The sequence below is a fragment of the Kitasatospora sp. NPDC101447 genome, assembly GCF_044767225.1.
GTDB lineage: Bacteria > Actinomycetota > Actinomycetes > Streptomycetales > Streptomycetaceae > Kitasatospora.
The window spans coordinates 86,132-110,428 of record NZ_JBIWNL010000015.1 but is presented as its reverse complement, the minus strand read 5'-3'; the positions used below and the strand labels follow the sequence as shown (position 1 = coordinate 110,428).

Below are 24,297 nucleotides of genomic sequence, written 5' to 3'. Positions count from 1 at the left end.
GCCCGGCCGGGGGCCGGCCCGGGCCCCGGGCCCCCGGTCAGCCGACGGGGACCGGGACGCCCCGGATGAGGAGCGGAAGGCCGGCGCCGTGCTCCCAGGCGTCCCAGGCGTCCTCGACACGGCGGTACTGGTCATCGGCCATGACCCGGTGCAGCTTGGCCTGGGCGACCCAGTGCAGGGCGCGGACGCCCTGCGGAGGCTGGTACGGGCGGACGGCCCCGGCCTGCCGGGGCGTGACCACGCCGCCCGGGTAGACGAAGTCCAGGCCCTCGGGAAGATCATCGGTCGCGGGGGAGTAATCGACCGTGAGGATGGTGCGCAGCGGTAGGACGAGCCCGGTCTGCGTTTCGAGATGACGGCGGGCCGCGAGATGGGGCAGCTCGTCCTGCTCGGCGGAGCCGCCGGGCAGCGTCAGCCCGTCGTGGTGGACGGAGTCGACCAGGAGGACGAAGAAGTCGCCCGACCCTCCGGGATCCTCCCGCAGGACGAAGGCCTGGTGGCCCCATCGCCGTCCGGGGGGCTTGCTGACGAGGCGGGGCGACGTGCTCAACTCTGCTCCAGGTATGAGGAACTGCTGTCGGACGAGAGCGGCCACCCGTCGAACGGCCGACGCCGCGGCCTCCCGCAGGTGCCCGGCGCGAACTCCCGCGGATCCAGCGACCGGATCGCGGAGAGGGGGACCCGCCGCTGGGGTCCGCTCGCCCCCAGCGGCCGAAGCACCGCCCTGCCGAACACGGCCTCCACGAAGACGCCCTCACTCGGCTTCCCGTTCCCCGAGTCGCTGAAGTCCCGCACCACCTCGTGGAGTTGGAACAGGGGGTCGGGTCTCTGCGCGTCAGGCATAGGGTCTCCAGGAGTCGCGCTGCGCTTCCGGTAAATCACCGGCTGTAGCCATGTTGGCTCCTTGGACGCTACGATCACCAGGCTTCAACCTTCACGGTTCTGCCGAGTGACAAGGCAAGGGGAGTCATGGAGCCCGATGAAGACGATCAATCGCTCTCTCCTGCCGTGCGCTTCGGGAATGAACTCCGCAGGCAGAGGCGGGCGAGGGGCTGGTCTCAGGTCGAGCTCGGCAAGCGCATGGGCTACAGCCATGGTCTGATCTCTTACCTCGAAGGGGCTAAGAAGCCTGTAACCCGTAAATTTGCGGTTGCTGCTGACCGGGTCTTCGACACGGGTGGAGTCTTCGTCGAGCTGTGGCGCCGGATCTCGAATGCCAGCCTGCTGGAAGGATTCGAGGAGTACGTCGATGCTGAGATGCGGTGCCGAAAGATCCGCACCTTTGAGTTAAACGTGATCCCAGGCCTGTTCCAGACAGAGGCGTACGCAGCGGCCTTGGCAAGCGCGGCAGTCCTTCGCGGCAGCATCAGCCAATCCCAAGCCGTCGAGCGAGTCGACTTCCTGATGGGGCGCCAGCAGGTGCTTCATCGTGTTCCACCGCCGACGGTGCACGCTGTCATGGATGAGAGCTGTCTCCTGCGCCCAGTGGGGGGCCGTGATGTCATGCTCCACCAGCTCCGGCACCTTGAGAGCCTCGCCGAGCTTCCGACCCTCACGCTGCAGGTGGCGCCTTTCGCCCTTGGGGAGCATGTCCCGTTTACGATGCCGGTCGTCTTGCTGACCCTGCGAGACCGCTCGGTTGTCGGCTATGCCGAGTCCCAAGCGCGTGGCATCGTGGAGCGGGGGCGGAAGACGGTCGAAGCCTGGGACAGTGACTACGATCAACTCCAGGTGGAGTCACTGTCCAAAGTGGCCTCGCTCGACGTGATTCGCGCTGCTCGGAAGGACCTTGAATGATCGGCCCCACTCTCGACCTGGCCGGCGCCAGATGGCAGAAGTCCGGCTTCAGCAACAACGGGGGCAACTGCGTCGAGGTGGCACCCGGCTTCCTTGGCGTAATGCCTGTTCGTGACTCCAAGGACCCCGACGGTCCGGCCCTGATCTTCCCGGCCGAGGCCTGGGTGTCGTTCGTTGCTGCTGTCCGCAGCGGGGAGTTCGGCGAAGTCTGAGAGGAGCGTCATGATTCCCCGTCTAGACCTGTCCGACGCCGCATGGTTCAAGAGCAGCTACAGCCAGCAAGGCGGTGACTGCCTTGAGGTCGCGCAAGGCTCTGGTGACCTGATGCCGGTCCGCGACTCGAAGGATCCCCAGGGCCCGGCTCTGGTCTTTCCCGCCGAGGCGTGGGTGTCGTTCGTTGTCGCTGTCCGTGGTGGCGAGTTCGGTGAAGTCTGAGAGGAATGCCATGACCGACCGCGTGGATCTGTCCGGCGCCTTCTGGGTCAAGTCCTCGTACTCCAACAACGGGGGGTCTTGCGTCGAGGCGGCACCCGGCTTCGCCGGCGTGATGCCTGTTCGTGACTCCAAGGACCCGCAAGGCCCGGCTTTGGTCTTTCCCGCCGAGGCGTGGGTGTCGTTCGTTGTCGCTGTCCGTGGTGGCGAGTTCGGTGAAGTCTGAGAGGAGCGTCATGATTCCCCGTGTAGACCTGTCCGACGCCGCATGGTTCAAGAGCAGCTACAGCAACAACGGCGGTACTTGCGTCGAGGTGGCTCCTGACTTCCCCGGCCTGGTCCCGGTCCGTGACTCGAAGGATCCTCAGGGCCCGGCTCTCGTCTTCCCCTCGGCGGCTTGGGCGTCGTTCGTCGCTGCTGTCCGTGGTGGGGAGTTCGGCTCGGTCTGAACCTCACATGTCGCAGGCCCGGACCGCCTCCGCAAGCGGTCCGGGCCTGCGGGCGTGATCGATGTCACGCTCCAGAACTGAAACCCCGCCAGTTCGTTGGTCAGTCTGACCACGGGACTGGTCAGTCGACAGACAGCGCGGGGGCACCATGGCGGATGACGGGGCGAAGGCGGGTGGGCCGGAGTTCAAGGTCCGGCCGGGGGAGTTGACGGACGCCGCGCCGACCTTCGAGAACCAGAGCAAGGCGCTGAAGACGGCGCTCGACACGCTCAAGCGCAGTCTGGCCGACGCGGGCAGTCCGTGGGGTGGTGACAAGCAGGGCAACGAGTTCGCGACGGCGTACAACGGTCCGCACGACAAGGTGCTCTCGGCGCTGGACGTCCTGGTCCAGGGGCTCGGCAGCATCGGCGCGGGGCTGCGCGCGCATGCCGACAACCATGCCGGGGCCGACGGCCACGCCAAGAACCTGCTGTCGTGACCCGCCCCGTCCCTTGCCTCGGGCCGGCCCGTGGGTGAGTCCACGGTCGCGAAGGCCGTCCAGAAGGTCACCGGCATGTGGTGGCCGGATGCCGACCCGGACAAGCTGCGCAAGGTCGCCGACGCGTGGGAGGCGATGGCCACCGCCATCGACAACGTCACCGCGCCCACCAATCAGGCCGCGGCCGCCATCGTGGCCAACAACCACGGCCCCGCGATCGACGCCTTCGGCACGTTCTGGGGCCGGTACTACGGCGGCAAGGACAGTGCGGGCAAGGGCAAGGGCTGGTTGCCCGACACCGCGGAGGCGTGCCGCAGTCTGGCCAAGGCGCTGCGCGAGTTCGCCCACGAGGTCGACAAGGCGATCAAGAAGCTGGAGGAGGAGGCCGCGATCGTCGGCGGCACCCTGCTCGTGGGTGGCGCCCTGGCGTTCGTCACTTTCAGCATCTCGGCGGACATCGCCGTCGCCACCGCCGCGGGCATTGTCGCCACCGCCGCGTCGGTCGGTGTCGCGGTCTCCGAGGTCGTGGCCACGATCGCGGCGACGATCCTGGTCGGTGCCGTCTTCGGTGCGGTCGAGGCGATCGCCGTGGACGTCGCCGTCGCTCAGCCGATTCGGGTGGAGTTCTTCGGTGACGGCGGCTACAGCCTCACCGAGGCCGCCGACTCGGCCGAGACCGGCGGCATCATGGGTGCGGCCGGCGGCGGGCTCGGCGCCGGCGGCCGCGTCGTCGTCAACGCCGCCGAGCGCGCCGAGAGCGCGTCCGTCGTCCTCGCCGGCCTGGCCAAGGCCGCCAACGCCGCCGACACCCTCCCCGGGCGCATGATCACCGGCGCCGGCCTCAGTGTCGGCTACGACGCCGAGTTCAAGACCGGGCCCGTCATGCCCCTCGACGTCGTCGTCGGCGCTGCCGGCGGCGCGGCAGGACCGCGCGGACGTCCCGGCGAGAACGTTCCGCGCGGCCCGAGGCATGCCAAGCCAGTCGAGCTGCCGATGCCCGGGAAGCTGCCGCTTGAGTACGTTGAGGAGCACCCGAGCATCGCGAAGGTGAAGTCGGAGCTGGCGCGCGTGCCGGACGAGATCTTCGACAAGGTCTGGGACCATCTGAAAGAGGTGCCGGGCGGTGGGGTCAGTATCGGTCCCAGGCCTATCACGCAACTTCCGGGTGGCTACCATCTCTCCGGCGTCAACCCGGTAGGAGGCACTTCACCGGCGGATTACATAGCTGGTATGTACCTCCCCGGCCAGCGTAGACTTCTGGTCAATTCGATTGCCGAGACGCCCAGTAGTGCTGCTGTCCATGAGTTCGGGCACGCGGTCGATGATGCCTATGGCAAGTTAAGTCGTCAGCCGGAGTGGCAGCACGTGCAACAGCAGGTCATGGACCGGATCGGCAACAACCCGCATCTGACTCCGTACCTCCGCCAGCCGCACGAGTACTTCGCCGAGGCGTTCAATAACTGGACCGCCAAGACGCTGGACCAATTCACTTACGGCGACCGCGAGGCAGCACAGATTCTGAAGGAGTATTTTGAGCGAGCATTTTGAGCCCTATGAAGTCACGGACTACCCGATGCTTGACGCCAATGGCGTCACCATCTGGCTGAAGTTCGGTGGAATGACCGCGGCGGGGGACTTTTACGACGGGTGGCACAAGTTCGTGCCGGGGGATCCGCGCTACGACGAACTCCTCCCGCAAGCACGGCAGAATCCGCAGGTGGTCGCGGAGAGCACGGCCCCGATCTACCCCAAGACCATGGCCAGGCTCGACGAGATGCAGCGCAAGACGCGGGAGCGGAACGCGGAGCAGTAGCAGGACCCCCGTGGGACTGGTTCGTTCGCAGGTACTGCCGCGCAAGCCACGGGGCGGCGCAGATTCGGAGGACTACTTTGAGCGAGCATTCCGATTCCGAGACCTACCACGTCACCGGGCATCCGATGCTCGACGCCGATGGCGTCACCATCTGGCAGCGTTACGGCGGGAAGGCCCCGGAGGGGTTCTTCTACGACGGGTGGCACAAGTTCGTGCCGGGAGACGCCCGCTACGACGAGCTGCTCCCGGCGGCACGGCAGCTGCCGCTGGTTGTCGCAGAGAGCACGGCCCCGGTCTACCCCGAGACCTTGGCCATGCTGGACGAGATGCAGCGCAAGACGCGGGAGTGGCAAGCGGAGCACGAGCAGTCCTGACATTCCGCAGGCCCGGGCCGCTCCCACATGCGGTCCGGGCCCGCGGACGTCTCCGCCGCGCAAGCCGCGAGGCGGTGCCGATTCCGGAGGAGTACTTTGAGCGAGCACTCTGATTCAGAGACTTACCACGTCACCGGGAACCCGAGGCTCGACGCCGATGGCGTCACCATCTGGCAGCAGTACGGCGGAAAGGCCCCGGAGGGGTTCTTCTACGACGGGTGGCACAAGTTCGTGCCGGGGGATCCTCGTTACGACGAGCTGCTCCCGGTGGCACGGCAGTATCCGCTGGTCGTCGCGGAGAGCAAGGCCCCGGTGCGCCCCGAGAACTTGGCCAAGGTGAAGGCGATGCTGCGCTGGACGCGCGAGCGGGACGCGGAGCACGAGCAGGCCTGACATGCCGCAGGCCCGGGCCGCTCCCACATGCGGTCCGGACCTGCGGACGTTTCCGCGCCCCTCTTACGAGCCGGCGGTGGCGGCCTCCAGCGTGGTGGCCATCACCGGGCTGGTGAAGGTGTTCGTGGCGTCGCCCGTGGACTCGTGGTACGAGCCCCACTTGAGGTAGTTGCGGTTGCCGTCCCAGGTGGTGCCCTTGAAGGTGCCCGAGCCGGTGGTGAAGGTCTGCTTCTTGCCGTCGAACCAGAAGTCGATCGTTCCGTCGGTGCGGCCCAGGCGGATCTTCAGCGCGTAGGAGTGCCACTGGCCGTTGGCCGTCGGCGCGGTCCACAGGGTGTGCGCGACGTGGTCGGTGTCCCACTCCTGGAGCCGGATGCGGCCGTTGGTCGCGTCGATCTCGATCGGGTGGTTGGCCGTGTCGGTGCTGGGGTCGCACTTCAGCTGGAAGACGTAGCGGCTGTTGGCGTCCTTGATGTCCACTTTGGACGACCAGCCCAGGTAGAAGGTGTCGCCGTTCTTCAGGTCGGGGCTCAGCGTCTCGCAGCGTTCCTGCCCGGCGGCCTGGTAGGCCCGCCACACCTTGCCCTTGGCGGTGTCGTTCACGACCTTGAAGTTTCCCGAGGCGCACTGCACGGCGGCGAAGGAGGACGCCCCCTTGCTGGTGCTCGGGGTCCACAGGACCTGCCCCGCCGCGCTGCTGGGGGTCACCGAGGCCCAGGAGAGTGCGAGCACGGCGGCTGCCACGCTCCCGTAGGCGAGCTTGCGGCGGTCGGTCAGGTCGGACATGCCTCTCCCGGGGTGGTCGGACGGTCTGCGTGGGCGTATGCAGCGATTCGACCATCCGTCGGGCCCGCGAACCAGGCGGAATCACGGGCGGAAGTAACCCCGGGGCCACTTCCGCCCGTGTCCTCGCGGAAGAAACCGGAGGATGTCCCGGCCTTCAGATCGGGAAGGAATCCGGCTTCCCACGCGGCGGGTCCTAGGCAGCCGAATCATCGTCGAGGTGCTCCGGCGTTCCGGCGAGCAGATGGACGATCTGCGAGTTGAGGGACTGTCGCTCACGTCTGGCCTGGCCGGTCAGCCATGTATGGGTGTCGGCGGGTAGCCGTAGCGTGATGCGCGATCCATGGTCCACGCCTCAAGTCCATTGTTAATCTGACACCATGACGACACCGCAGAACTCGGAGGGTGCCGGGCATGCTCGGTACACCTACCGGCTTCGCGTGTCGTCCACTGCTCTCACCGCCCTCATGGGTGAGTGGGGCCGGTGTCGGTGGGTGTGGAACGAGTGCGTGGCAAAGTCCCGTCAGCGGCACATCGCCAACCGGGACCGGCCCGATGGCGAGCCGAAGGTGACTTGCGGTCCGGCCGAGCTGGACAGGATGCTGACCGAGGCCCGAGCCGTGATGCCATGGTTGCGCGACGGTGCGTCGGTGCCGCAGCAGCAGGTGATACGGGACTTCGCCAAATCCCGTGCGAAGGCCCAGAAGGACATCAAAGCGAAGCTGCCGGTCAGGCAGCGGGCGGGGATGCCCAAGCCGAAGAAGAAGGGTGAAGCGCCACCCTCTCTCAACTACACGCGGCGTGGCTTCAGGATCAAGGACGGACGCTTGCTCCTCGCCGGCGGCATTTCACTGACGGTGGTGTGGTCGCGGGAACTGCCCACCGATCCGTCCAGCGTGCGCGTGTACCAGGACGCCGTCGGCCACTGGTATGCCTCCTTCGTCGTCCCTGCAACCATCGCGGCGCTTCCGGACACCGGCCGTGTGATTGGCATCGACTGGGGCGTGAAGGAGATCGCGACCACCACCAGCGACGATCACGACCTTCCCCATATCGAATGCGGCAAGCGGGCACGGGCGAAGCTGGCCAGATATGACCGGATGATGTCCCGACGCAAGCCCAAGAAAGGCCAGCCTGGATCGAAGGGATACAAGCACGCCAAACGTCAGCGGGCCAAGCTGTGCAGGAAGGTTGCGCGACAGCGGCAGGATGCCGCCCGCAAGTGGGCCAAGTCCGTTGTCCGCGACCACGACCACATCGCGGTCGAGGACTTCCGCCCGAAGTTCCTCGCCAAGACCACCATGGCCAAGAAGGCCGCCGACGCCGCCATCGGCGCGACCAAACGAGCCCTGATCGAGACGGGTCGTAAGCACGGGCGGACCGTGCACCTGGTGCATCCCGCGCACACCACGATGGACTGCGCGCACTGCGGAGCGAGAGCCAAGCACGCACTGCCGCTGGGAACGCGCACCTATACCTGCACCGCGTGCGGAATCTCGTCCCCCAGGGACAAGAACTCCGCCCGCGTCATGCTCATCCGGGCTGGTCTGACCCCGGCTGGCGTCGAGTGCGTAGGACGTGGGCGTCCGTAGGGCGACCATGCGGCACGAGTCAGAAATCTCCCACCTTCAAGCGGGGGAGCAGTCAACGTGCAGCTTCCAGCGCACGCCGAGATCCATGATGAGGTATCGCTTTCTCTGTACTTCCGGGTAATGTTCCGCACCATTCTGGTGGCCGCCGGGTGTTCCGCCGAATCGCCGCGTCCCGTCCGTGCGTTCCAGGGGCCCGGCATCATGCCTGGTCAGAGCCTGCCCGGGCGTTCCAGCGTCCCGGACTGCCCGGGACCGCTGGCAGCCGGGACGGATCACCGCGCACGCTTCGGTCATCCGGCGGGCGGCGTCCCGCCGCCCGGGCGGCTCCCGTGATCGACATGCCGTCCGTCGTCATATGCTTGTCACATGAATGAGGGGCGGGTCTTGGATTTCCGACTGCTGGGCTCGGTGGCCGCGGTGGCCCCGGACGGTCGGGAGCTGCCGACCGGGTCCGCCAAGCGCCGCAGCCTGCTGGCCATGCTGCTGCTGAACCCCGGCGCGCCGGTCACCGTCGACCGCCTCACCGAGACCCTCTGGGACGAGGAACCGCCCCGGCACTCACGCACCGTCATCCACAACCACATCTCGGGCCTGCGCGCCCTGCTCGCCGCGCACGGCGCGCCCGACGGCGGCGTCGAACTGGTCACCGACGGCGGCGCCTACCAGCTGCGGGTGCCCGAACTCGCGGTGGACACCGCCCGCTTCGAACACCTCCTGCGCTCCGCCCGGTCGACCCCCGACACCGCCGACACGATCGCTGCGCTCCAGGAAGCACTCGCGCTGTGGCGCGGCCCCGCACTCGCCGGCACCGCACCCAGCGTCCCGCTGCAGTGCGCCGCGCACGCCCTGGAGGAACTGCGCCTCGCCGCCGTCGAGGAACTCGCCCGCGCCCACGGCCGGCTCGGCGACCACGGCGCGGCGGCCGGCGTGCTGTCCACCGAGGCCACCATGAACCCGCTGCGCGAGCCGCTGGTCACCGCGCTCGTCCTGGCGCTCGGCCGGGCCGGGCGGCGCTCGGAGGCGCTCGACTGGTTCCACCGCACCCGCCGGGCCCTGGCCGAGGAACTGGGCATCGACCCCGGCCCCGAACTCGTCGAGGCCTACGACTGCCTGCTGCGCACCGACGCCGCCGCCCTGCGGCCCGGCCGGGTCCCGCCGCCGCGGGTGCCCACCGTCGGCGGCCCGTCCTGCGCCGACACCCCGGCGCCCGGACGCGGCACCGCCGAACCCGCCCCGGAGCCCGTACGCGGCACCGCCGCACCCGCACCCACCCCCGCCCCGGCCGCCCCGGTCACCGCCGCCCCCGCCCCGGTCGCGCCGCCCGTCCCCGTCCCCGCCGCCGCCGGGCCCGCCCCCGCGCCCCGCCCGCCGCGCGCCACGCCCTGGCCCTTCCCCCGCCGCCCGCGCGGCTTCTCCGGCCGGGAGGACGAACTGGCCGCGCTCGACCGGGCCACCGCCGGCCCCGGCGCGATCGCCGTCGTCACCGGCGGCGCCGGCGTCGGCAAGACCACCCTCGCCCTGTACTGGGCCCACCGCCGCCAAGGCGACTTCCCCGACGGCCGGCTGTTCGTCGACCTGTGCGGCCACAGCCCGCTGCCCGAACGCTCCACCCCCGCCGTCCTGCGCGAACTGCTGCTCGGCCTCGGCCTGCCCGCCGAGCAGATGCCCGCGACCCCCGAGGCCCTGGCCGCCCGCTACCGCGAACTGACCGCCGAGCGCAGGATGCTCATCGTCCTGGACAACGCCCGCCGCTCCGACCAGGTCCGCCCGCTGCTGCCCGACGGCGACGGCTGCATCACCCTGGTCACCAGCCGCGACCGGCTCGGCGGCCTGGTCGCCTCCGACGCCGCCCGCCCCGTCCCGCTCGCCGAACTGTCACCGCCACAGGCCGTCACCCTGCTCGCCGCCACCCTCGGCGCCGACCTGGTCGCCGCCGAACCCGAGGCCGCCGCCCGCCTGGCCGGCCTGTGCGACGGCCTGCCGCTCGCCCTGCGCCTGGCCGCCGCCCGCGTCGCCACCGGCCCGGCCCGCGACCTGGCCGGCCTCGCCGACGAACTGGCCGACGAACAGGGCCGGCTGGGCATCCTCGACGTCGAGGACACCAGCGTCGCCGCCGCCCTCGCCCTCACCGTCCAGCACCTGCCCGGCTCCGCCCGCCGGATGTTCCACCGCCTCGGCACCCACACCGGCACCACCCTCGACAGCCGCACCGCCGCCGCCCTCGCCGACTGCAGCCCCGCCGAGGCCTCCGGCGCCCTCGGCCGGCTCGCCACCGCCCACCTCCTCGTCGAGATCGGCCGCGACGCCTACGCCCTCCACGACCTCGTCCGCCTCTACGCCCGCAGCCTGCCCGGCGACATCGACGACGAGGTGCTGCCGCGCCTGCTCGACCACCTGCTGAACACCCTGGTCGCCGCCTGCGACGCCGCCGAACCGGGCAGCGAACCCTGCTGCACCCTGCCGCCCGGCACCCGGCGCCCCGCCGACGTCCGCCCCTTCCCGGACCGTGCGAGCGCGCTCGCCTGGTACACCGCCGAGCGCGACACCCTGCGCGGCGCGGTCGAGGCGGCGGTCGCGGCCGGGCTGCACGACCGGGCCTGGCGCCTGGTCCTGCTGCAGTGGCCGCTGATCGTGTGGCAGGTCCGGGACGGCTGGGTGCCGCTGCTCGAACACGGCCTGGCAGCCGCCGAGGCCGACGACGACCCGGCCGCCCAGTCCCGCGCCCGCGCCCTGCTCGGCTGGGTCCTGCTGGAGGAGGGCCGCCACGAGCAGGCCCTCGTCCACCTGGAACGCGCCCCCGACCTCGCCGCCCGGGCCGGCGACGGCACCGCCCAGGCCGTCGCCCTGATGAACCTGGCCGTCGCCCTCGGCCGCTACGGTCCCAACGCGCGGGTCCGCGGCCTGCTGGTGCGCGCCCTCTCGCTGTCCGAGCGGGCCGGGCGCGCGGACCTGGTCGCCCTCGCCCGCCAGCACCTCGCCCAGGAGTGCCTGAGCGCCGGCGCCCCCGAGGACGCCGCCCACCACGCCGCCCGCGGCCTGGCCGTCGCCGAACCGCCCTTCCCCGCCGCCCGCCGCGTCCTGCTGCAGACCCTCTACGGCCGCGCCCTCGCCGCCACCGGCCACCCGGAGGAAGCCGCCCTCCACCTCGAAGCCGCCGTCCGCGCCGCCCGCGCCCACCAGTACGGCGAGGGCGAGGCGGGCGCCCTGGCGGCCCTGCGGGCCCTCCCGGCCACGGCCGCCCCCGGGGCAGCGGCAGCGGCCACGCCGGCGCGGGCCACGGCCACGGCGACGGCGACGGCCGGGGTGTACGGCCGGGGGCCCTGCTGACCCCGGCCGGGCGCGGTGCGCGTCCCCGGCCGACAGCGGGTCAGGCGCCGAGGAGGCCGCTGACCAGCCGGCCGGCGTACGCGGCGTCGAGCCCCGCCGGGCGGAAGAGGATCCGGTACATCAACGGGGCGACGACGCGGTCCACCGCCTCCTCGACCCCGGGCGGCTGCTCCCCGCGTTCGCGGGCGCGGGCGAACACGGTGTCGAGCTGGTCGGCGGCGTAGGCCGAGCACCGGCCGGCGTTGCCGCCGTCCGGGTCGCCGAGCAGGGCGTCGCGCACGTAGGCGCGGCCCGCGGGGGAGGCCATCTCGTCGAGGAACTGCTCAGCCCAGGCCGTCAGGTCGCGCCGCAGGTCGCCGTGGTCCGCCGGCGCGGTGTCGGGCCGCAGGCGCTCCACCGCGACGTCCGACAGCAGCTCCTGCAGGTCGCCCCAGCGGCGGTAGACCGTCGAGGGGGTGACCCCGGCCCGCTGGGCGACCATCGGCACCGTCAGCCCGTCCCGGCCCGCCTCCGCCAGCAGCTCGCGCACGGCGGTGTGCACCGCCGCCTGGACCCGGGCGCTGCGCCCGCCGGGGCGCACCATCTGCCTGCCACTCATGGGGCCATCTTAAAGCGCAGCCGTTGCGTTTAGCCCGGCCCGGCGCAACCCCCGGCCGCCCGGCCCGGCTCCCGCGACCCGGCCCGGCTCCCGCGACCCGGCCCGGTTCCCGCGGCCCAGCCCGACCCGGCTCTCGCCGCCCGGGCCGCCCGGGCCCGTCAGTCGGCCGCCGGGGCGAGGGTGCGGACCGGGTGGGTGCGCTCGTGGGCCTGGGCGACCCGCAGCAGGGTGTGTTCGCCCAGGGGGCGGGCGAGCAGCTGCATGCCGATCGGCAGGCCGGCCGGGTCGTGGCCGACGGGCAGGGACAGGGCGGGTGCGCCGGTGATGTTGGCGGGGGCGGACAGCCGGACGTAGGCGTCGGGGACGCTCTCGGTGGTGCCGTCGGGCCATTCGACGCTCTCCTGGCCGGCCGGCACGGCGGTCATCGGGACGGCCGGGGCGGCGATCACGTCGACCTGCTCCCACAGCCGCGCCCACTCCTGCCGCATCAGGGTCCGGGCGCGCTGGGCGCGCAGGTGGTCCGTGGCGCTCATCAGCGCCCCGGCCTCCAGCAGGACGCGGACGTCCTCCCCGTAGCGTTCGGGCGCCGAGCGCAGGGCGGCCTCGTGGTAGGCGGTCGCCTCGGGGACCATCAGGCCCCAGTGGGTGGCCCGGATGTAGCGGGTGAGCGGGATGTCGACCGGGACGAGCGTGGCGCCGAGCTCCGCCAGGTGTCCGACGGCCCGGCGGACGGCGCTCTCCACCGGCTCGGTGACGCGGTCGAAGTAGTAGGTGCGCGGCACGCCGACGCGAAGGCCGGTCAGGTCGTCGTCCGGGTGGGGCCGGTGCTCGGGGGCGGGGACGTCGAGCGAGGCGGGGTCGCGCGGGTCGTGGCCGGCCAGGGCGGCCAGCACGAGGGCGGCGTCCTCGGCGGTGCGGGTGAGCGGTCCGACGTGGTCCAGCGACCAGGACAGCGGGGTGACGCCGTGGCGGGGGATCAGCCCGTAGGTGGGCTTGAGGCCGACGACGCCGTTGAGCGCGGCGGGCACCCGGATCGACCCGCCGGTGTCGGTGCCCAGGGTGAAGGGCGCCGCGCCCGCGGCCACGGCGGCCGCCGAGCCGCCGCTGGAGCCGCCGGCGATCCGCTCGCGGTCCCAGGCGTTGCGGGTCCGCGGGGTGACCAGGCCGTACGCGAACTCGTGGGTGTGGGTCTTGCCGACGAGGACGGCGCCGGCCGCCGCGAGCCGGGCGGTCACGGTGGCGTCGGCCTCCGCGCGGTGGCCCTCGCGGACCAGGGAGCCGGCCCCGGTGGCCAGGCCCGCGACGTCGATCAGGTCCTTCAGGGCGACCGGGACGCCGTGCAGCGGCCCGCGCGGCCCGCTGCGGGCGATCTCCCGTTCCGCCTCGCGCGCCCCCTCGCGCGCCCGCTCGGCGGTGACCTCGGTGTAGGCGCCGAGGCCGGGCTCGACGTGCTCGATGCGGTCGAGGACCGACTCCACCAGGTCGACGGGGGACAGGCGCCGGGCGCCGATCTCCCGCGCGGCGGCGGCCAGTGACAGCTCGTTCGGCTGCATCACGCCACCTCCGTGCCGTGGTCGGGCACCGCGCGGTAGGCGGCGGCCGGCGGGGTGTCCGCGAGGTCCAGCTCCCGCAGGACGGCGACCACCGAGCGGATGTGCTCGGCGGTGGCCGCGACCGCGGCGTGCCGGTCGGCGGGCAGCGGGACGCCGGCGCGGGCGGCCTGGCGGGCCGCCTCCGGCGGGGTGAGGTCGTCGGTGGGCATGGGTCCTCCCCTTCCAAAAGCTAACGGTTTGCTTTAGGTGACTGTAGGTTCTACCGTCTTCCTAACGCAAACGCGTTGCGTTTGGATCGGTCCGGCCCCCGGGCCGCCGCCCGCACCGAAGGAGCAGCCCATGTCCGCCCCCGCCGCCACCCCCGCTCCCGCATCCGCATCCGCCCCGACCTGGACCGTCGGCGACATCACCGTCCACCGCATCGACGAGATCGCCCTGCCCCGCGAGACCGGCCCCTGGCTCCTGCCCGACGCCACCCCCGAGCTGGTGGCCGGTCAGGACTGGCTGCACCCCCACTTCGCCGACCCGGACGGCACGCTGCGCCTGGCCAGCCACACCTTCGCGTTCACCGTCGGCGGCCTGCGCGTCCTCGTCGACACCGGCATCGGCAACGGCAAGCAGCGCGCCAACCCCGCCTGGCACGACCTGGACACCGACTACGAGCAGCGCCTGGCCGCCGCCGGCTTCCCCGCCGACGCCGTCGACCTGGTGATCCTCACCCACCTGCACGCCGACCACGTCGGCTGGAACACCCGCAGCGTGGACGGCCGCTGGGTCCCCACCTTCCCCGGCGCCCGCTACCTCACCTCCCGCACCGAGCGGGAGTTCTGGGCCGGATACCCGATGGAGGACGCACGCCGGCAGATGTTCGAGGACTCCGTCCTCCCGGTCGAGCAGGCCGGCCTGCTCGACCTCCTCGACGTCCCCGCCGAGGGCCTCGCCGTCGCCCCCGGCCTGCGCCTGCTGCCCACCCCCGGCCACACCCCGGGCCACGTCGCCGTCGAACTGACCAGCCGCGGCCGCACCGCGCTGATCACCGGCGACTGCGTCCACCACCCCGTCCAGCTCGCCCACCCCGCCGTCGGCGCCTGCGTCGACATCGACCCCGAGCGCTCCCGGGCCACCCGCCACGACCTGCTCGCCTCGCTCGCCGACACCGGGACCCTCCTGCTGGGCACCCACTTCGCCCCGCCCACCGCCGGGCGCGTCCGCACCCACGGCGACGCCTACCGCCTGGAGCCCGTCCCCGCGGCCTGAGCCGTGAGCCGCACGGTCGCCGGACCGGTCCCGCGCGGCCGGTAGAACGCCCCGCGGCAAGGGAAGTGACGTCGCATCAGTGACGGCGGGGCGCCACCGTGCCCGAACGGTTCGTCCCCGCCGCCCCGCCCGCCCCGCCCGACCGAGGGAGCCGCGATGACCGTGCCGCCGCCGCCGGACCGACCGAGCGAACTGCTGGAGCTCTACAAGCTCGCCGTGGAGATGGCCGACCGCGTCTCGGCCCGCCGGGGCACCGCGAACACCTTCTTCCTGTCCGTGCAGACCGCCCTGGTCACCCTGATCGGATTCGGCATACCCCGGCTCTCCGAGTCCCCGTGGTGGGTGCCGACGGCCGTGGCGCTGGCCGGCATCACCCTCTCCGTCGCCTGGTGGATGCAACTGCGCAGCTACCGGGACCTCAACGCCGCCAAGTTCAAGGTCATCAACGCCCTGGAGGACGAACTCGCCGCGCGGATCTACACCGACGAGTGGGACACCCTCAGGAACGCCTCCCGCCGCGGCCGTTGGCACAAGCACTACACCGAACTCGGCACCACCGAGCGGGCCGTGCCGGTCGTCTTCGCGGCGGCCCACCTGATCCTCCTCACCGGCACCCTGGTCAGCGGCACACTGTCCCCATGAGCCACCTCGACCCGATCGCCGACCTGATCCGCGACTGCCTGCCCACGGAGGCGAGACCTCCCGCGGGCTCCGACGACCTGTTCCGCATCTACGCCGTCCTGCTCCAGGCCAAGGGCGAAGCGGTCACCGACGAGGACGTCCACAACGCCTGGACCGCCTGGACCCAGGCCACCGACGACACCCACCGGGCCCTGGTGCCCTTCGACGAACTCGACGCCCCCACCCGTGCCCTCGACACCCCGTACACGCTGGCCATCCGCACCGCCGCCCGCAAACTCCACCACCCCACGGCCTGACGGCGTCCGGGAGCGCGGCACGGTACGTACCAGTAGGTACAGTACGGGGGGCGGGCGGTTCGCCGACCACCCGCCCGCCTCGCGGACGGGTTTCACGAAACCTCCACCCCGGGAGGCCGCATCGATCGGCGGGCACCGGGTATCCGGGGCGTTCGACCGTGCCGACACGAGGAAGGGAATCCGATGGTCACGCCCACTGGTGAACTGCCCGTTTCCGCCGATCCGTCGACGGGCGCCCCGTCGTCCCGTCCGGCCGTGCCCGACGCGGGGCCACAGGGCCTGCTGCCGCCGCAACTCGCCGCGGTCGACGACCCGCGGCAGATCGCCCCGGCCGACGCGCGGGAGCTCACCCGGGTGCTGCTGCGCCGCCTCGCCGCCCTGGACGAGGGGACGCGCGAGTACTCCTACGTCCGCGCCACCCTGGTGGAGATGAACCTGTCCCTGGTGCGGTTCGCGATCCGCCGCTTCCACACGCACCGCGAGCCCCAGGAGGACCTGCTGCAGGTCGGCGCGGTCGGCCTGATCAAGGCCATCGACCGCTTCGACCCCGGCCTGGGCGTCGAGTTCACCACCTTCGCCGTGCCGACCGTCCTCGGCGAGATCCGCCGCCACTTCCGCGACACCACCTGGGCCGTCCACGTCCCGCGCCGCCTCCAGGAACTGCGCATCACCCTGGCCCGGGCCCAGGAGGACCTGGCGCAGGAGCTGGACCGCGCACCCACCGTGGCCGAACTCGCCGACCGCCTGGGACTCTCCCCGGAGGAGGTGATCGAGGGCATGACCGCCGCCAACGCGCACACCGCGGGCTCCCTGGACACCGGCACGGACGACGACGACCGCCCCGGCCCGCTGGGCGAGCGCCTCGGCGAGGACGACCGGGACCTCGCCCTCGTCGAGGACCTGGTGGCGCTCAAACCGCTGGTCGCCGCGCTGCCCGAGCGCGAACGCCGCATCCTGTCGATGCGCTTCTGCGAGGACCTGACGCAGTCCCAGATCGGCGAACGCCTCGGGCTGTCCCAGATGCACGTCTCCCGGCTGCTGAGCCGCACCCTGCGACGCCTGCGCGAGGGTCTGGAGGACTCCTGACCGTGCGCCGCGGGGAAACCGCCCGGAGCGGGGCCGGTTCACGCCCCCCTGCTTGGCCGACGGGCGCGACCTCCCTAAGGTCGGAGGGCACGGACATGGAGGGGACGACGATGATGCCATCCGACGACGACCGGCGGGACACCGTCCTGGCGGCCGCCGAGCCCCGGACGGAGCCCGCGGTGCGGACCCGCCCCGGCGCCGGCGGCGCGCTGGTGTGCGCACTGGAGGGCGACCTCGACATCGAGACGCTCGCGCCGGCCGCCGACGCGCTCACCACCCTGGTCGCACAACGCCCCCGGGCGCTGGTGATCGACCTCGCGCAGGTGGGCTTCTGCGACTCCTCCGGCCTGAACCTGCTGCTCAAGACCCGCCTCGCGGCGGCGGAGGAGGGGGTGGCCCTGCACCTGGCCGCGGTGTCCCCCACCGTCATGCGGGTGCTCGAACTGACCGGCGCCCAGGCGGTGTTCTCCCTGCACCCGTCGGTCGAAGCGGCCCTGGCGGCCTGAGCCCGGCAGGCCCCGGTCCCCCCTGCGGCCGGTCCCGCGCGGGCCGCGCCGTTCGGACCCGACCCGGGCCCGGGCCGGTGCATAATCCCGAAAGCGCCGGGAAACCGACCAAGCGACAACCGCCGTCGATCCGAAGGGGTGCCCTCACATGACGATGAGCCGGGGAACCCTGGACGGTGATCCCCACCGGACCGGGCCCGCGCTGCCCCCCGGCGGCCAGCGCCGGCGGCTGACCCTGGCCGGGCTCCCCAAACCGGTCGCCCACGCCAGGACGTTCACCCTGGACGCCCTCGGCGACTGGTACGGCCCCGCCGCCGAGCCGGACGCCCGCGACGGCGTCGCCGCGGACGTCGTCCTGCTGGTGGCCGAACTCGTGGCCAACGCCATGCTGCACGGCGACGGCCCGCTGGAACTGGTCCTGGACGCCGCCGCGGACCGGCTGCGGGTCGAGGTCAGCGACCGCAGCCCGGCCATGCCCGCCCCGCGCCTGCCGCACCAGCCGGCCCTGCCCGGCGGCCACGGCCTGGTCATCGTGCAGCGCATCGCCGACCGCTGGGGCGCCGAACCGCACAGTCAGGGCAAGGCGATCTGGGCCGAGTTCGACGCCGCCCGCCTGACCGGCGCCTGACCGGGGGCCCGCCACCACCACCCGTACGGCGACGGGCCCGGCGAGGGGGGGTTCCCCGCCGGGCCCGTCGCCGTACGCGGTGGCGCCGACGGCCGTACGCGCGCGCCGACCGGACCGGGCCGACCGGACAGGAATGGCCGCGCGCCGTCGGGAAAAGCGAGCGGGCGACCCCACGGCGGAAGGGAAGAACGGACGATGTGGTGGAGTCTGGTACGCCTGGTCCTCGCGGGCGCCGCGGCGCTCCTCGTCGCGTACGGCCTGGACCGGATCGCGCAGTTCGCGGTGCGGCGGCTGGCCGCCCGCGGGAGCACCACCGGAGTGCCGCGGCTGGTGCGCCGGTGCCGGATGCCGATCCTGGCGCTGACGGCGTGCCTGCTCCTGCTCGGCGCCCTCCCGTGGGTCGCCGCGCCGCCCGCCGCCCGCGAAGGGCTGCGCCACCTGGCGGTGATCCTGGCCATCGCCGCAGGCGGCTGGCTGTGCGCCCGGGTGGTGGCGCTGCTCGCGGACGGCGCCCTCCGGCTCGCGGTGCACCGGCGCGACCCGGTGTGGGCCGGCCGCGCCCGCACCCAGGCCGACCTGCTCGGCCGGATCGGCCAGGCGATCGTGGCGCTGGTGACGCTGGGCGCGGTCCTGATGACCTTCCCGGCGGTGCGCGGCATCGGCACGAGCCTGCTCGCCTCGGCCGGCCTGGTCGGCGTGGTGGCCGGTGTGGCGGCCCAGAGCACGCTGGCCAACGTCTTCGCCGGGGTGCAGATGGCCTTCGGCGACCTGGCCCGGATCGGGGACGTGGTCGTGGTGGCGGGCGAGTGGGGCACGGTGGAGGAGATCACCCTGACGGCGGTGGTGATCGAGACCTGGGACCAGCGGCGGCTGGTGATGCCGATGTCGTACTTCGTGGGCCGCCCCTTCGAGAACTGGTCCCGCCGCTCCAGCCGGATCACCGGCACCGCGCTGCTCCACCTCGACCACCACGCCCCGGTCGCCCTGCTGCGGGAGGAGTTCGACGCGTTCCTGGCGAAGAACGAGCTGTGGGACGGCGAGGGCAGCGCCCTGCAGGTGGTCGACACCACCCCCACCACCATCGTGGTCAGGGTGCTCGCCACGGCGGCGAACGGCGCCGACGCCTTCGAGCTGCGCTGCGAGCTGCGCGAGCACCTGGTCGGCTTCCTGCGCGACCACCACCCGTACGCCCTGCCGCGCCTGCCCGTGGCGCAGGCACCGGGCCGGTACCCGCAGGTCCCGGACCCCCGGGCCGCCGACGAGGCGCCCCGCCCGCCCCAGGACCGGCCCCGCCCTCCGCAGGGCCCGCCCCGCCCGCCGCAGGGCCCGCCGTCCGGGCCGTGACCGCCGGCGCCCCCGGCGGTTCCCTCGACGGCTCGGTTCCCTCGGTGCGCCGCCCTCAGCGGCCCTGGACCGCGCGGGCGTCGCCGGTCAGCGCGTAGCGGCGGCAGGCCAGCAGCTCCTCGCAGGTGCTGCCGATCTCCTTGCCGAGCAGGTGCAGCACGCCCTCGGCGTCGCGGTCCGGGACGTAGCCCGGCGCGACCCGCAGGGCGAGCAGGCCCAGTTCCCGGAAGCCGCCCAGCAGCCGCTGCTGCGCGCCCAGGCCGCGGGCGACGACGGTGCGCCAGGCCTCGACGTCGTGGCCGTCGGGGCTCTGGACGGCCTGGAGGTCGACGGGCGGGACGTCCGGGCGGTCGCGCAGTTCGGTGACGGCGTCGGCGACGGCGGCGCCGACCAGGGCGGGCTCCGCCGGTGCGTCGCCGGCCTCGGCGCGCACCCGGGCCAGCCGCTCGGCGATCAGGTCGGAGAGCTCGGCCAGCCGGCCGCGCAGGTCGACGACCGCCTGGACGGACAGCACCGGCCAGGAGTCCCAGGTGTGTGCGAGCGAGGGCCCGGCCTCGCGTTCCACGGTCGCCTCGATCGCCTCGGCCACCGCCGCGAGGTCCAGCAGCCGGTAGGCCGTCGGCCGGGACAGGCCGAGTTCGGCCATCGCGTAGGCGCCCCAGGAGGGGAAGCCGAGCGCCGTCCAGACCCGGCCGCCGTACGCGGCGTGCACCCGGCCGGTCAGCACCAGGGCGGCGGTGCGCGCATCCGCCACCGCCGCCCGCAGCTCCTCGGTCAGCCGCCGTGCCTCGGCCGCGCCGACCGCGCGGTCCGGTCCGCTGCCTCGTCGTGTGCCCATGTGTCTTCTTGTGCCCGCTCCCGCAAGGGGCGAACCGGGACGCAGTGGGACGAATCGCCCGCCCGGCCCCGCCGGTCGCCGCCCGCGGCCGGCGGGGCCGCGGTCATCCGGCCGCGCCCGCGCTCTCGTCCGTGCTCCCGTCCGGGCTCTCGTCCGGGCCGGCCCCTGCCGCTGCCCCTTCCCCGGTGTCGGCCCCTGCCCCGGCGTCGGCGCCGGCGAGGAGGGTGTGCACGGTCGCGGCCATGGTGTGCCGTGCCTGTCCGACGTCCAGGCCGCAGCCGCGCCAGTGGTGCCAGGTGCTCCATGTGGTCGCCGCGTCCAGGCCGTTGAGCAGGTCCGTGCGGGCGGGTTCGGGCAGCGGGTCGAGTTCCGCGGCGAAGACCTGGGTGAGCCGCAGGCGCGCGAAGTCCAGCATCTGCCGGACGGCCTCCTGGACCCTCGGGGAGGGGTTCTCCAGGCGCATGATGGCGAGCCTGGCCGGGGTGACGCCCTCCAGGATGCGCGCGCGCTGTTCGGTGAGCGCCGCCACCCGCACCTCGCGCGGCCCTTCGGTGGGCAACGGCCTGATCTGGGCCGCGAGTTGTTCCAGGCGCCGGTTGACGGCCACTTCGGCCAGCTCGGCCATGTCCGCGAAGTGGTGGAAGACCAGCCGGCGCGAGACGCCCGCCCGCTCGGCCACCTTGTCGGCGGGGAAGTGCGCCTGGTTCTCGTCGAGCAGCGACAGCACCGCGTCGGCGATCTTCTCGCGGGTCTGCCGTCCGCGTTCCGTGCGCCCGTCGGGGACGGGCGCGGCGGCCTCGGTCCGTTTCACGTGGGCCCCTCGACCTCTCGTTGACATTCTTGCACCGCGAGTGCAAGTGTACGCGTTGCACGCCGAGTGCAATAAGTTTGGCGGGGGCCCCTCACGTGCCGCCCGCCGCACGAGAAGGGCCGTCCGCCGCCGATGTTCACCACTGTGGGGCGCTGGTGCGCCCGCAGGCCCAAGCGCGTCCTCGCGGCCTGGCTGCTGCTCGCCGCCGCCGCCCTCACCGCCCTCGCCACCTTCGGGCGCGTCACCAGCGAGGCCGTCTCCATCCCCGGCAGCGACAGCCAGGCCGCGAAGGACATCACCGACCGCGCGTTCCCCGCCCCGGCCTCCGGCAAGCAGCCCGTCCTGCTGCACACCCCCGACGGCGCCGACCCGCTCACCGCCCCCGCCGCCACCGCCGCCGTCCGCAGCGCGGCCGCGGCCATCGCGTCCGTGCCGCACGTCGTCGCCGTCACCACGCCCTACGACCCGGCCGGCGCCGGCGCCGTCAGCGCCGACGGCCACACCGCCTACCTCTCGATCGAACTCGACGTCTCCGGACGGGACGTGACGCCCGCGACGACCGACGCCGTGCTCGCCGCGGCCGCCCCGGCCACCGCCGCCGGCATCGAGGTCACCCCGGGCGGCTACCTGGCCGCCGCCGTCGACAAGGGCAGCACCGGGCGCAGCGAGGCCATCGGCCTCGGCACCGCCCTGGTGATCCTCGCCCTCACCCTCGGCAGCCTCGTCGCCGCCGCCCTGCCGCTGCTCGCCGGCGTGGTCGGCCTCGCCATCGCCCTGCCCGTCCTCGGCCTGGCCGGCCACCTGATGGACGTGCCCGAGGCCGGCGAGACCATCGCCGCCATGATCGGCCTGGGCGTCGGCATCGACTACACCCTCTTCGGCCTCACCCGCTTCCGGGAACTGCGCGCCGCCGGGGTCGGCGTCGAGGACGCCGCCGTGCGCACCACCGCCGGCTCCGGCAAGTCCGTCGCCTTCGCCGGCAGCGCCGTCGTCGCCGCGCTCGCCGGACTGGCCCTGGGCGGCCTGCCGCTGCTGTACGCCCTGGCGCTCGCCCCCGCGATCGCCGTGCTGACGGCGCTGGGCGTGAACCTCACCCTCCTGCCCGCGACCCTCGTCCTGCTCGGCGCCCGCCTGACCCCCCGGCCCGCCGCCCCCGCCTCCGCCGGGCGCCCGCGCGGCTGGGGGAGGATCGCCGCCCTGGTCGCGGCCAGGCCCTGGCCCCTGCTACTGGCCGGCCTGGCCCTGCTCGGCACCCTCGCCGCCCCGGCCGCCGGCCTCCACCTCGGCCAGCTCGACGCGGGCAGCAAGGCCGCGGGGAGCATGAGCCGCACCGCCTACGACCGGATGGCCGCGGCCTTCGGCCCGGGCGCCAACGGCACGCTCCAGGTCGTCGACGTGCTGCCCGCCCCGGCCGCCGGGGGAGCCGCCGACCCGCGCGCCGCGGCCGTGACCGCCGCGCTGCGCACGGCCGAGGGCGTCGCCGCCGTCAGCCCGCCCGCGCTCGCCGCCGACGGCCGCACCGTCCGCTGGCAGGTCACCCCGACCACCGCCCCCTCCGACCCCGCCACCGCCGCGCTCGTGCGCCGGCTGCGCGCGGACGTGCTGCCCGCCGCCACCGCCGGCAGCGGCCAGGTGGCGCACGTCGGCGGCGCGCCCGCCGCCCAGGCGGACCTCAACGCGCGGATCGCGCAGCGCATGCCGCTGGTCGTCGGCTTCGTCCTGACCGTCGCGGGCCTGCTCCTGCTGCTGGCCTTCCGCGCGCCGGTCGTCGCGGTGAAGGCCGCGGTGATGAACCTGGTCTCCGTCGCCGCCGCCTACGGCGTGCTCACCGCGGTCTTCCAGCACGGCCACGGCGCCCGGCTGATCGGCCTGGATGGCGCCGTGCCGATCCCCGGCTACGTGCCCCTGCTGATGTTCGCCGTGCTGTTCGGCCTGTCGATGGACTACGAGGTCTTCCTGCTCAGCGCCGTGCGGGAGGGCTACCTGCGGGAGCGGAACAACCGCCGCGCCGTGGTGGCCGGCCTCACCGCCACCGGACGGATCATCAGCTCGGCCGCCCTGATCATGGTTGCGGTCTTCCTCAGCTACCTGCTCTCCGACGACCCGGTCGTCAAGATGTTCGGCATCGGCCTGGCGACCGCCGTCGCCCTGGACGCCACCGTGGTGCGCGGCCTGCTGGTCCCTTCCACCATGGTCCTGCTCGGCGACGGGAACTGGTGGCTGCCCCGGTTCCTCGACCGCCTGCTGCCGCACATCGACATCGAGGGCGACGGCCACCGGGAGCACCCCGCCGCTGCGCCGGAGGCCGCCGCCGCGTCGGAGGCCCCGCCGACCGCCCCGCCGGCTGCGGCCGACGCCCGGTGAGCGCCCCGCGGCCTTCCCGTACCCGGACCCGCGTCCGAACCCGTACCCGTACCCGTACCCGTACCCGATCCACCCGCCAGGAGCAGTTCCCGATGCACCCGCACCCGCGCCGCCCGTCCGCGCGCACCGCCCTCCCGCTGACCGCCCTCTCGCTGACCGCCCTCGCCCTGGGCGCCGGAGCCGTCGTCGTCGCGGCGCCCGCCGCCCACGCCGCCCCCGACTGCGGGCGGGCGCCGGTCCAGTACTCCGTCGACGGCGGCGCCCACTGGACGGCCGGCGCGACCATGCCCGCCGAGTCCGCCGTCGTCCAGGTCCGGTTGGCCGGCGTGCCGGCCGCCGGCTGCGACTACCACGTCTCCCTGGGCTCCTACGAGACCCAGGGGCCGACCTGGGCCACCTCCGGCCGGCAGGCCTTCCTCGGCTGGGCGACCGTCACGCTCACCCGCGAGCACTACCGCGACACCCTCGACGTCACCGGCCACCTGCCGCACTGCTACGGCGAGTTGGCCCTCTACACGGTCGGCGAGAAGTACGACGGCAGCGACAGCGACCACCCGCTGCCGCACTACCCGGACGAGCCGTTCTCCGGCCTGGCCGTCGCCACCTGGAACGGCGGCACGGCCTGCACGCCCGAGCCCACCGCCGGCCCGGCGACCCCGACGGCCCCCGCCCCCACCACTGCCGCCCCGACGACTGCCGCCCCGACGACTGCGGCCCCCGCCCCCGTACCGTCCCCGACCGGGCCGGCCACGCCGTCCCGGACCCCGACCCCGACGGCCGCTCCGACGCTGGCCGCCACCGGTCCGGACGACGGCCTGCTGACCGCCGCCGCGGTGGCCGCCGCGCTCCTGCTCGCGGCCGGAGGCGCGGCCGCCTACGCCGCCCGTCGCCGCTGACGCAGCCGCTGACGGCCCGGCAGCGGCTGCGCCGGGGGCC

General features: G+C 73.5%; 29 protein-coding genes. 21 read left to right on the top strand and 8 right to left on the bottom strand.

All coding sequences use genetic code 11. The features are described from left to right. Nucleotides 1–37 precede the first annotated feature (37 nt). Nucleotides 38–550, bottom strand: a complete 513-nt coding sequence (locus tag ACIRST_RS22435; RefSeq protein WP_402803835.1) for an NUDIX domain-containing protein — start codon at nt 548–550, stop codon at nt 38–40. A gap of 419 nt (nt 551–969) precedes the next feature. Here ACIRST_RS22435 and ACIRST_RS22430 point away from each other — a divergent pair, with 419 nt between their 5' ends. The 10 genes from ACIRST_RS22430 to ACIRST_RS22385 all read left to right on the top strand — a co-directional run bounded on the left by ACIRST_RS22430 (nt 970) and on the right by ACIRST_RS22385 (nt 5,736). Next, on the top strand, nt 970–1,797 hold the full coding sequence (locus ACIRST_RS22430; protein WP_402803833.1) for a helix-turn-helix domain-containing protein: 828 nt from the start codon (nt 970–972) through the stop codon (nt 1,795–1,797). After that, nucleotides 1,794–2,009, top strand: coding sequence for a DUF397 domain-containing protein (locus ACIRST_RS22425; protein WP_402803831.1), 216 nt, complete (start codon nt 1,794–1,796; stop codon nt 2,007–2,009). Before ACIRST_RS22430 ends, ACIRST_RS22425 begins: the two co-directional genes overlap by 4 nt. Nucleotides 2,010–2,019: 10 nt before the next feature. After that, complete coding sequence (locus tag ACIRST_RS22420) at nt 2,020–2,232, top strand: DUF397 domain-containing protein (protein WP_402803829.1); 213 nt, start codon at nt 2,020–2,022, stop codon at nt 2,230–2,232. Between the two features lie 10 nt (nt 2,233–2,242). Further along, nucleotides 2,243–2,455 carry a DUF397 domain-containing protein gene (locus ACIRST_RS22415; protein ID WP_402803827.1) on the top strand — a complete coding sequence of 71 codons (213 nt, stop codon included), beginning with the start codon at nt 2,243–2,245 and terminating at the stop codon, nt 2,453–2,455. 10 nt (nt 2,456–2,465) lie between these two features. Beyond that, nucleotides 2,466–2,678 carry a DUF397 domain-containing protein gene (locus ACIRST_RS22410; protein WP_402803825.1) on the top strand — a complete coding sequence of 71 codons (213 nt, stop codon included), beginning with the start codon at nt 2,466–2,468 and terminating at the stop codon, nt 2,676–2,678. Between the two features lie 148 nt (nt 2,679–2,826). Continuing rightward, complete coding sequence (locus ACIRST_RS22405; protein ID WP_402803823.1) at nt 2,827–3,156, top strand: WXG100 family type VII secretion target; 330 nt, start codon at nt 2,827–2,829, stop codon at nt 3,154–3,156. Nucleotides 3,157–3,186: 30 nt separating this feature from the next. Then, the gene (locus tag ACIRST_RS22400; RefSeq protein ID WP_402803822.1) at nt 3,187–4,704 is read left to right on the top strand and encodes a hypothetical protein; all 1,518 of its coding nucleotides are present in this window, start codon (nt 3,187–3,189) and stop codon (nt 4,702–4,704) included. A 25-nt stretch (nt 4,705–4,729) separates the two neighbouring features. Continuing rightward, nucleotides 4,730–4,969 (top strand): hypothetical protein, encoded by a 240-nt coding sequence (locus ACIRST_RS22395; protein ID WP_402803820.1) that lies wholly within the window; start codon nt 4,730–4,732, stop codon nt 4,967–4,969. 125 nt (nt 4,970–5,094) lie between these two features. Further along, nucleotides 5,095–5,343 carry a hypothetical protein gene (locus ACIRST_RS22390; RefSeq protein WP_402803818.1) on the top strand — a complete coding sequence of 83 codons (249 nt, stop codon included), beginning with the start codon at nt 5,095–5,097 and terminating at the stop codon, nt 5,341–5,343. Nucleotides 5,344–5,439: 96 nt separating this feature from the next. Then, nucleotides 5,440–5,736, top strand: a complete 297-nt coding sequence (locus ACIRST_RS22385; protein WP_402803817.1) for a hypothetical protein — start codon at nt 5,440–5,442, stop codon at nt 5,734–5,736. A 63-nt stretch (nt 5,737–5,799) separates the two neighbouring features. On the opposite strand, the gene ACIRST_RS22380 is transcribed toward ACIRST_RS22385, so the two are convergent. Both ACIRST_RS22380 and ACIRST_RS22375 read right to left on the bottom strand, forming a co-directional pair. Then, complete coding sequence (locus ACIRST_RS22380) at nt 5,800–6,522, bottom strand: heparin lyase I family protein (protein ID WP_402803815.1); 723 nt, start codon at nt 6,520–6,522, stop codon at nt 5,800–5,802. Nucleotides 6,523–6,715: 193 nt separating this feature from the next. After that, a complete protein-coding gene (locus ACIRST_RS22375) occupies nt 6,716–6,871 on the bottom strand; it encodes a hypothetical protein (RefSeq protein ID WP_402803813.1) in 156 nt (51 codons plus the stop codon). Nucleotides 6,872–6,899: 28 nt separating this feature from the next. Here ACIRST_RS22375 and ACIRST_RS22370 point away from each other — a divergent pair, with 28 nt between their 5' ends. Further along, nucleotides 6,900–8,111, top strand: a complete 1,212-nt coding sequence (locus tag ACIRST_RS22370) for an RNA-guided endonuclease InsQ/TnpB family protein (RefSeq protein WP_402803811.1) — start codon at nt 6,900–6,902, stop codon at nt 8,109–8,111. A 384-nt stretch (nt 8,112–8,495) separates the two neighbouring features. Beyond that, nucleotides 8,496–11,438, top strand: a complete 2,943-nt coding sequence (locus ACIRST_RS22365; protein ID WP_402803809.1) for a BTAD domain-containing putative transcriptional regulator — start codon at nt 8,496–8,498, stop codon at nt 11,436–11,438. Between the two features lie 40 nt (nt 11,439–11,478). On the opposite strand, the gene ACIRST_RS22360 is transcribed toward ACIRST_RS22365, so the two are convergent. From ACIRST_RS22360 to ACIRST_RS22350, 3 genes are all read right to left on the bottom strand, one after another. Further along, nucleotides 11,479–12,036, bottom strand: a complete 558-nt coding sequence (locus ACIRST_RS22360) for a TetR/AcrR family transcriptional regulator (protein WP_402803807.1) — start codon at nt 12,034–12,036, stop codon at nt 11,479–11,481. Between the two features lie 158 nt (nt 12,037–12,194). After that, nucleotides 12,195–13,589 carry an amidase gene (locus tag ACIRST_RS22355; protein WP_402803803.1) on the bottom strand — a complete coding sequence of 465 codons (1,395 nt, stop codon included), beginning with the start codon at nt 13,587–13,589 and terminating at the stop codon, nt 12,195–12,197. Next, a complete protein-coding gene (locus ACIRST_RS22350) occupies nt 13,589–13,798 on the bottom strand; it encodes a hypothetical protein (RefSeq protein WP_350519530.1) in 210 nt (69 codons plus the stop codon). Before ACIRST_RS22350 ends, ACIRST_RS22355 begins: the two co-directional genes overlap by 1 nt. A 130-nt stretch (nt 13,799–13,928) precedes the next feature. Between ACIRST_RS22350 and ACIRST_RS22345 the strand changes: the two genes are divergently transcribed. From ACIRST_RS22345 to ACIRST_RS22315, 7 genes are all read left to right on the top strand, one after another. Further along, nucleotides 13,929–14,846 carry an MBL fold metallo-hydrolase gene (locus ACIRST_RS22345; RefSeq protein ID WP_402803801.1) on the top strand — a complete coding sequence of 306 codons (918 nt, stop codon included), beginning with the start codon at nt 13,929–13,931 and terminating at the stop codon, nt 14,844–14,846. Between the two features lie 156 nt (nt 14,847–15,002). Beyond that, nucleotides 15,003–15,488: a hypothetical protein gene (locus tag ACIRST_RS22340; RefSeq protein ID WP_350519532.1), complete on the top strand. Its 486-nt coding sequence runs from the start codon at nt 15,003–15,005 to the stop codon at nt 15,486–15,488. Further along, a complete protein-coding gene (locus ACIRST_RS22335) occupies nt 15,485–15,784 on the top strand; it encodes a hypothetical protein (protein ID WP_350519533.1) in 300 nt (99 codons plus the stop codon). The genes ACIRST_RS22340 and ACIRST_RS22335 overlap by 4 nt, the downstream gene beginning before the upstream one ends. 183 nt (nt 15,785–15,967) lie before the next feature. Then, nucleotides 15,968–16,870 (top strand): SigB/SigF/SigG family RNA polymerase sigma factor, encoded by a 903-nt coding sequence (locus ACIRST_RS22330; RefSeq protein ID WP_402803797.1) that lies wholly within the window; start codon nt 15,968–15,970, stop codon nt 16,868–16,870. A 110-nt stretch (nt 16,871–16,980) separates the two neighbouring features. Continuing rightward, nucleotides 16,981–17,376, top strand: coding sequence for an STAS domain-containing protein (locus ACIRST_RS22325; protein ID WP_402803795.1), 396 nt, complete (start codon nt 16,981–16,983; stop codon nt 17,374–17,376). A 148-nt stretch (nt 17,377–17,524) separates the two neighbouring features. After that, nucleotides 17,525–18,004, top strand: a complete 480-nt coding sequence (locus ACIRST_RS22320) for an ATP-binding protein (RefSeq protein ID WP_350519536.1) — start codon at nt 17,525–17,527, stop codon at nt 18,002–18,004. Between the two features lie 195 nt (nt 18,005–18,199). Further along, on the top strand, nt 18,200–19,348 hold the full coding sequence (locus ACIRST_RS22315) for a mechanosensitive ion channel family protein (protein WP_402803792.1): 1,149 nt from the start codon (nt 18,200–18,202) through the stop codon (nt 19,346–19,348). A gap of 55 nt (nt 19,349–19,403) precedes the next feature. On the opposite strand, the gene ACIRST_RS22310 is transcribed toward ACIRST_RS22315, so the two are convergent. Together ACIRST_RS22310 and ACIRST_RS22305 are read right to left on the bottom strand one after the other, a co-directional pair. Continuing rightward, nucleotides 19,404–20,186, bottom strand: a complete 783-nt coding sequence (locus ACIRST_RS22310; protein WP_350519538.1) for a hypothetical protein — start codon at nt 20,184–20,186, stop codon at nt 19,404–19,406. A 103-nt stretch (nt 20,187–20,289) separates the two neighbouring features. Continuing rightward, nucleotides 20,290–20,997, bottom strand: coding sequence for a TetR/AcrR family transcriptional regulator (locus tag ACIRST_RS22305; RefSeq protein ID WP_402803790.1), 708 nt, complete (start codon nt 20,995–20,997; stop codon nt 20,290–20,292). A gap of 132 nt (nt 20,998–21,129) precedes the next feature. On the opposite strand from ACIRST_RS22305, the gene ACIRST_RS22300 reads away from it, so the two are divergent. Then, nucleotides 21,130–23,361, top strand: a complete 2,232-nt coding sequence (locus tag ACIRST_RS22300) for an MMPL family transporter (protein WP_402803788.1) — start codon at nt 21,130–21,132, stop codon at nt 23,359–23,361. A gap of 92 nt (nt 23,362–23,453) precedes the next feature. Further along, nucleotides 23,454–24,257: a hypothetical protein gene (locus ACIRST_RS22295; RefSeq protein WP_350519541.1), complete on the top strand. Its 804-nt coding sequence runs from the start codon at nt 23,454–23,456 to the stop codon at nt 24,255–24,257. Nucleotides 24,258–24,297: the final 40 nt, after the last annotated feature.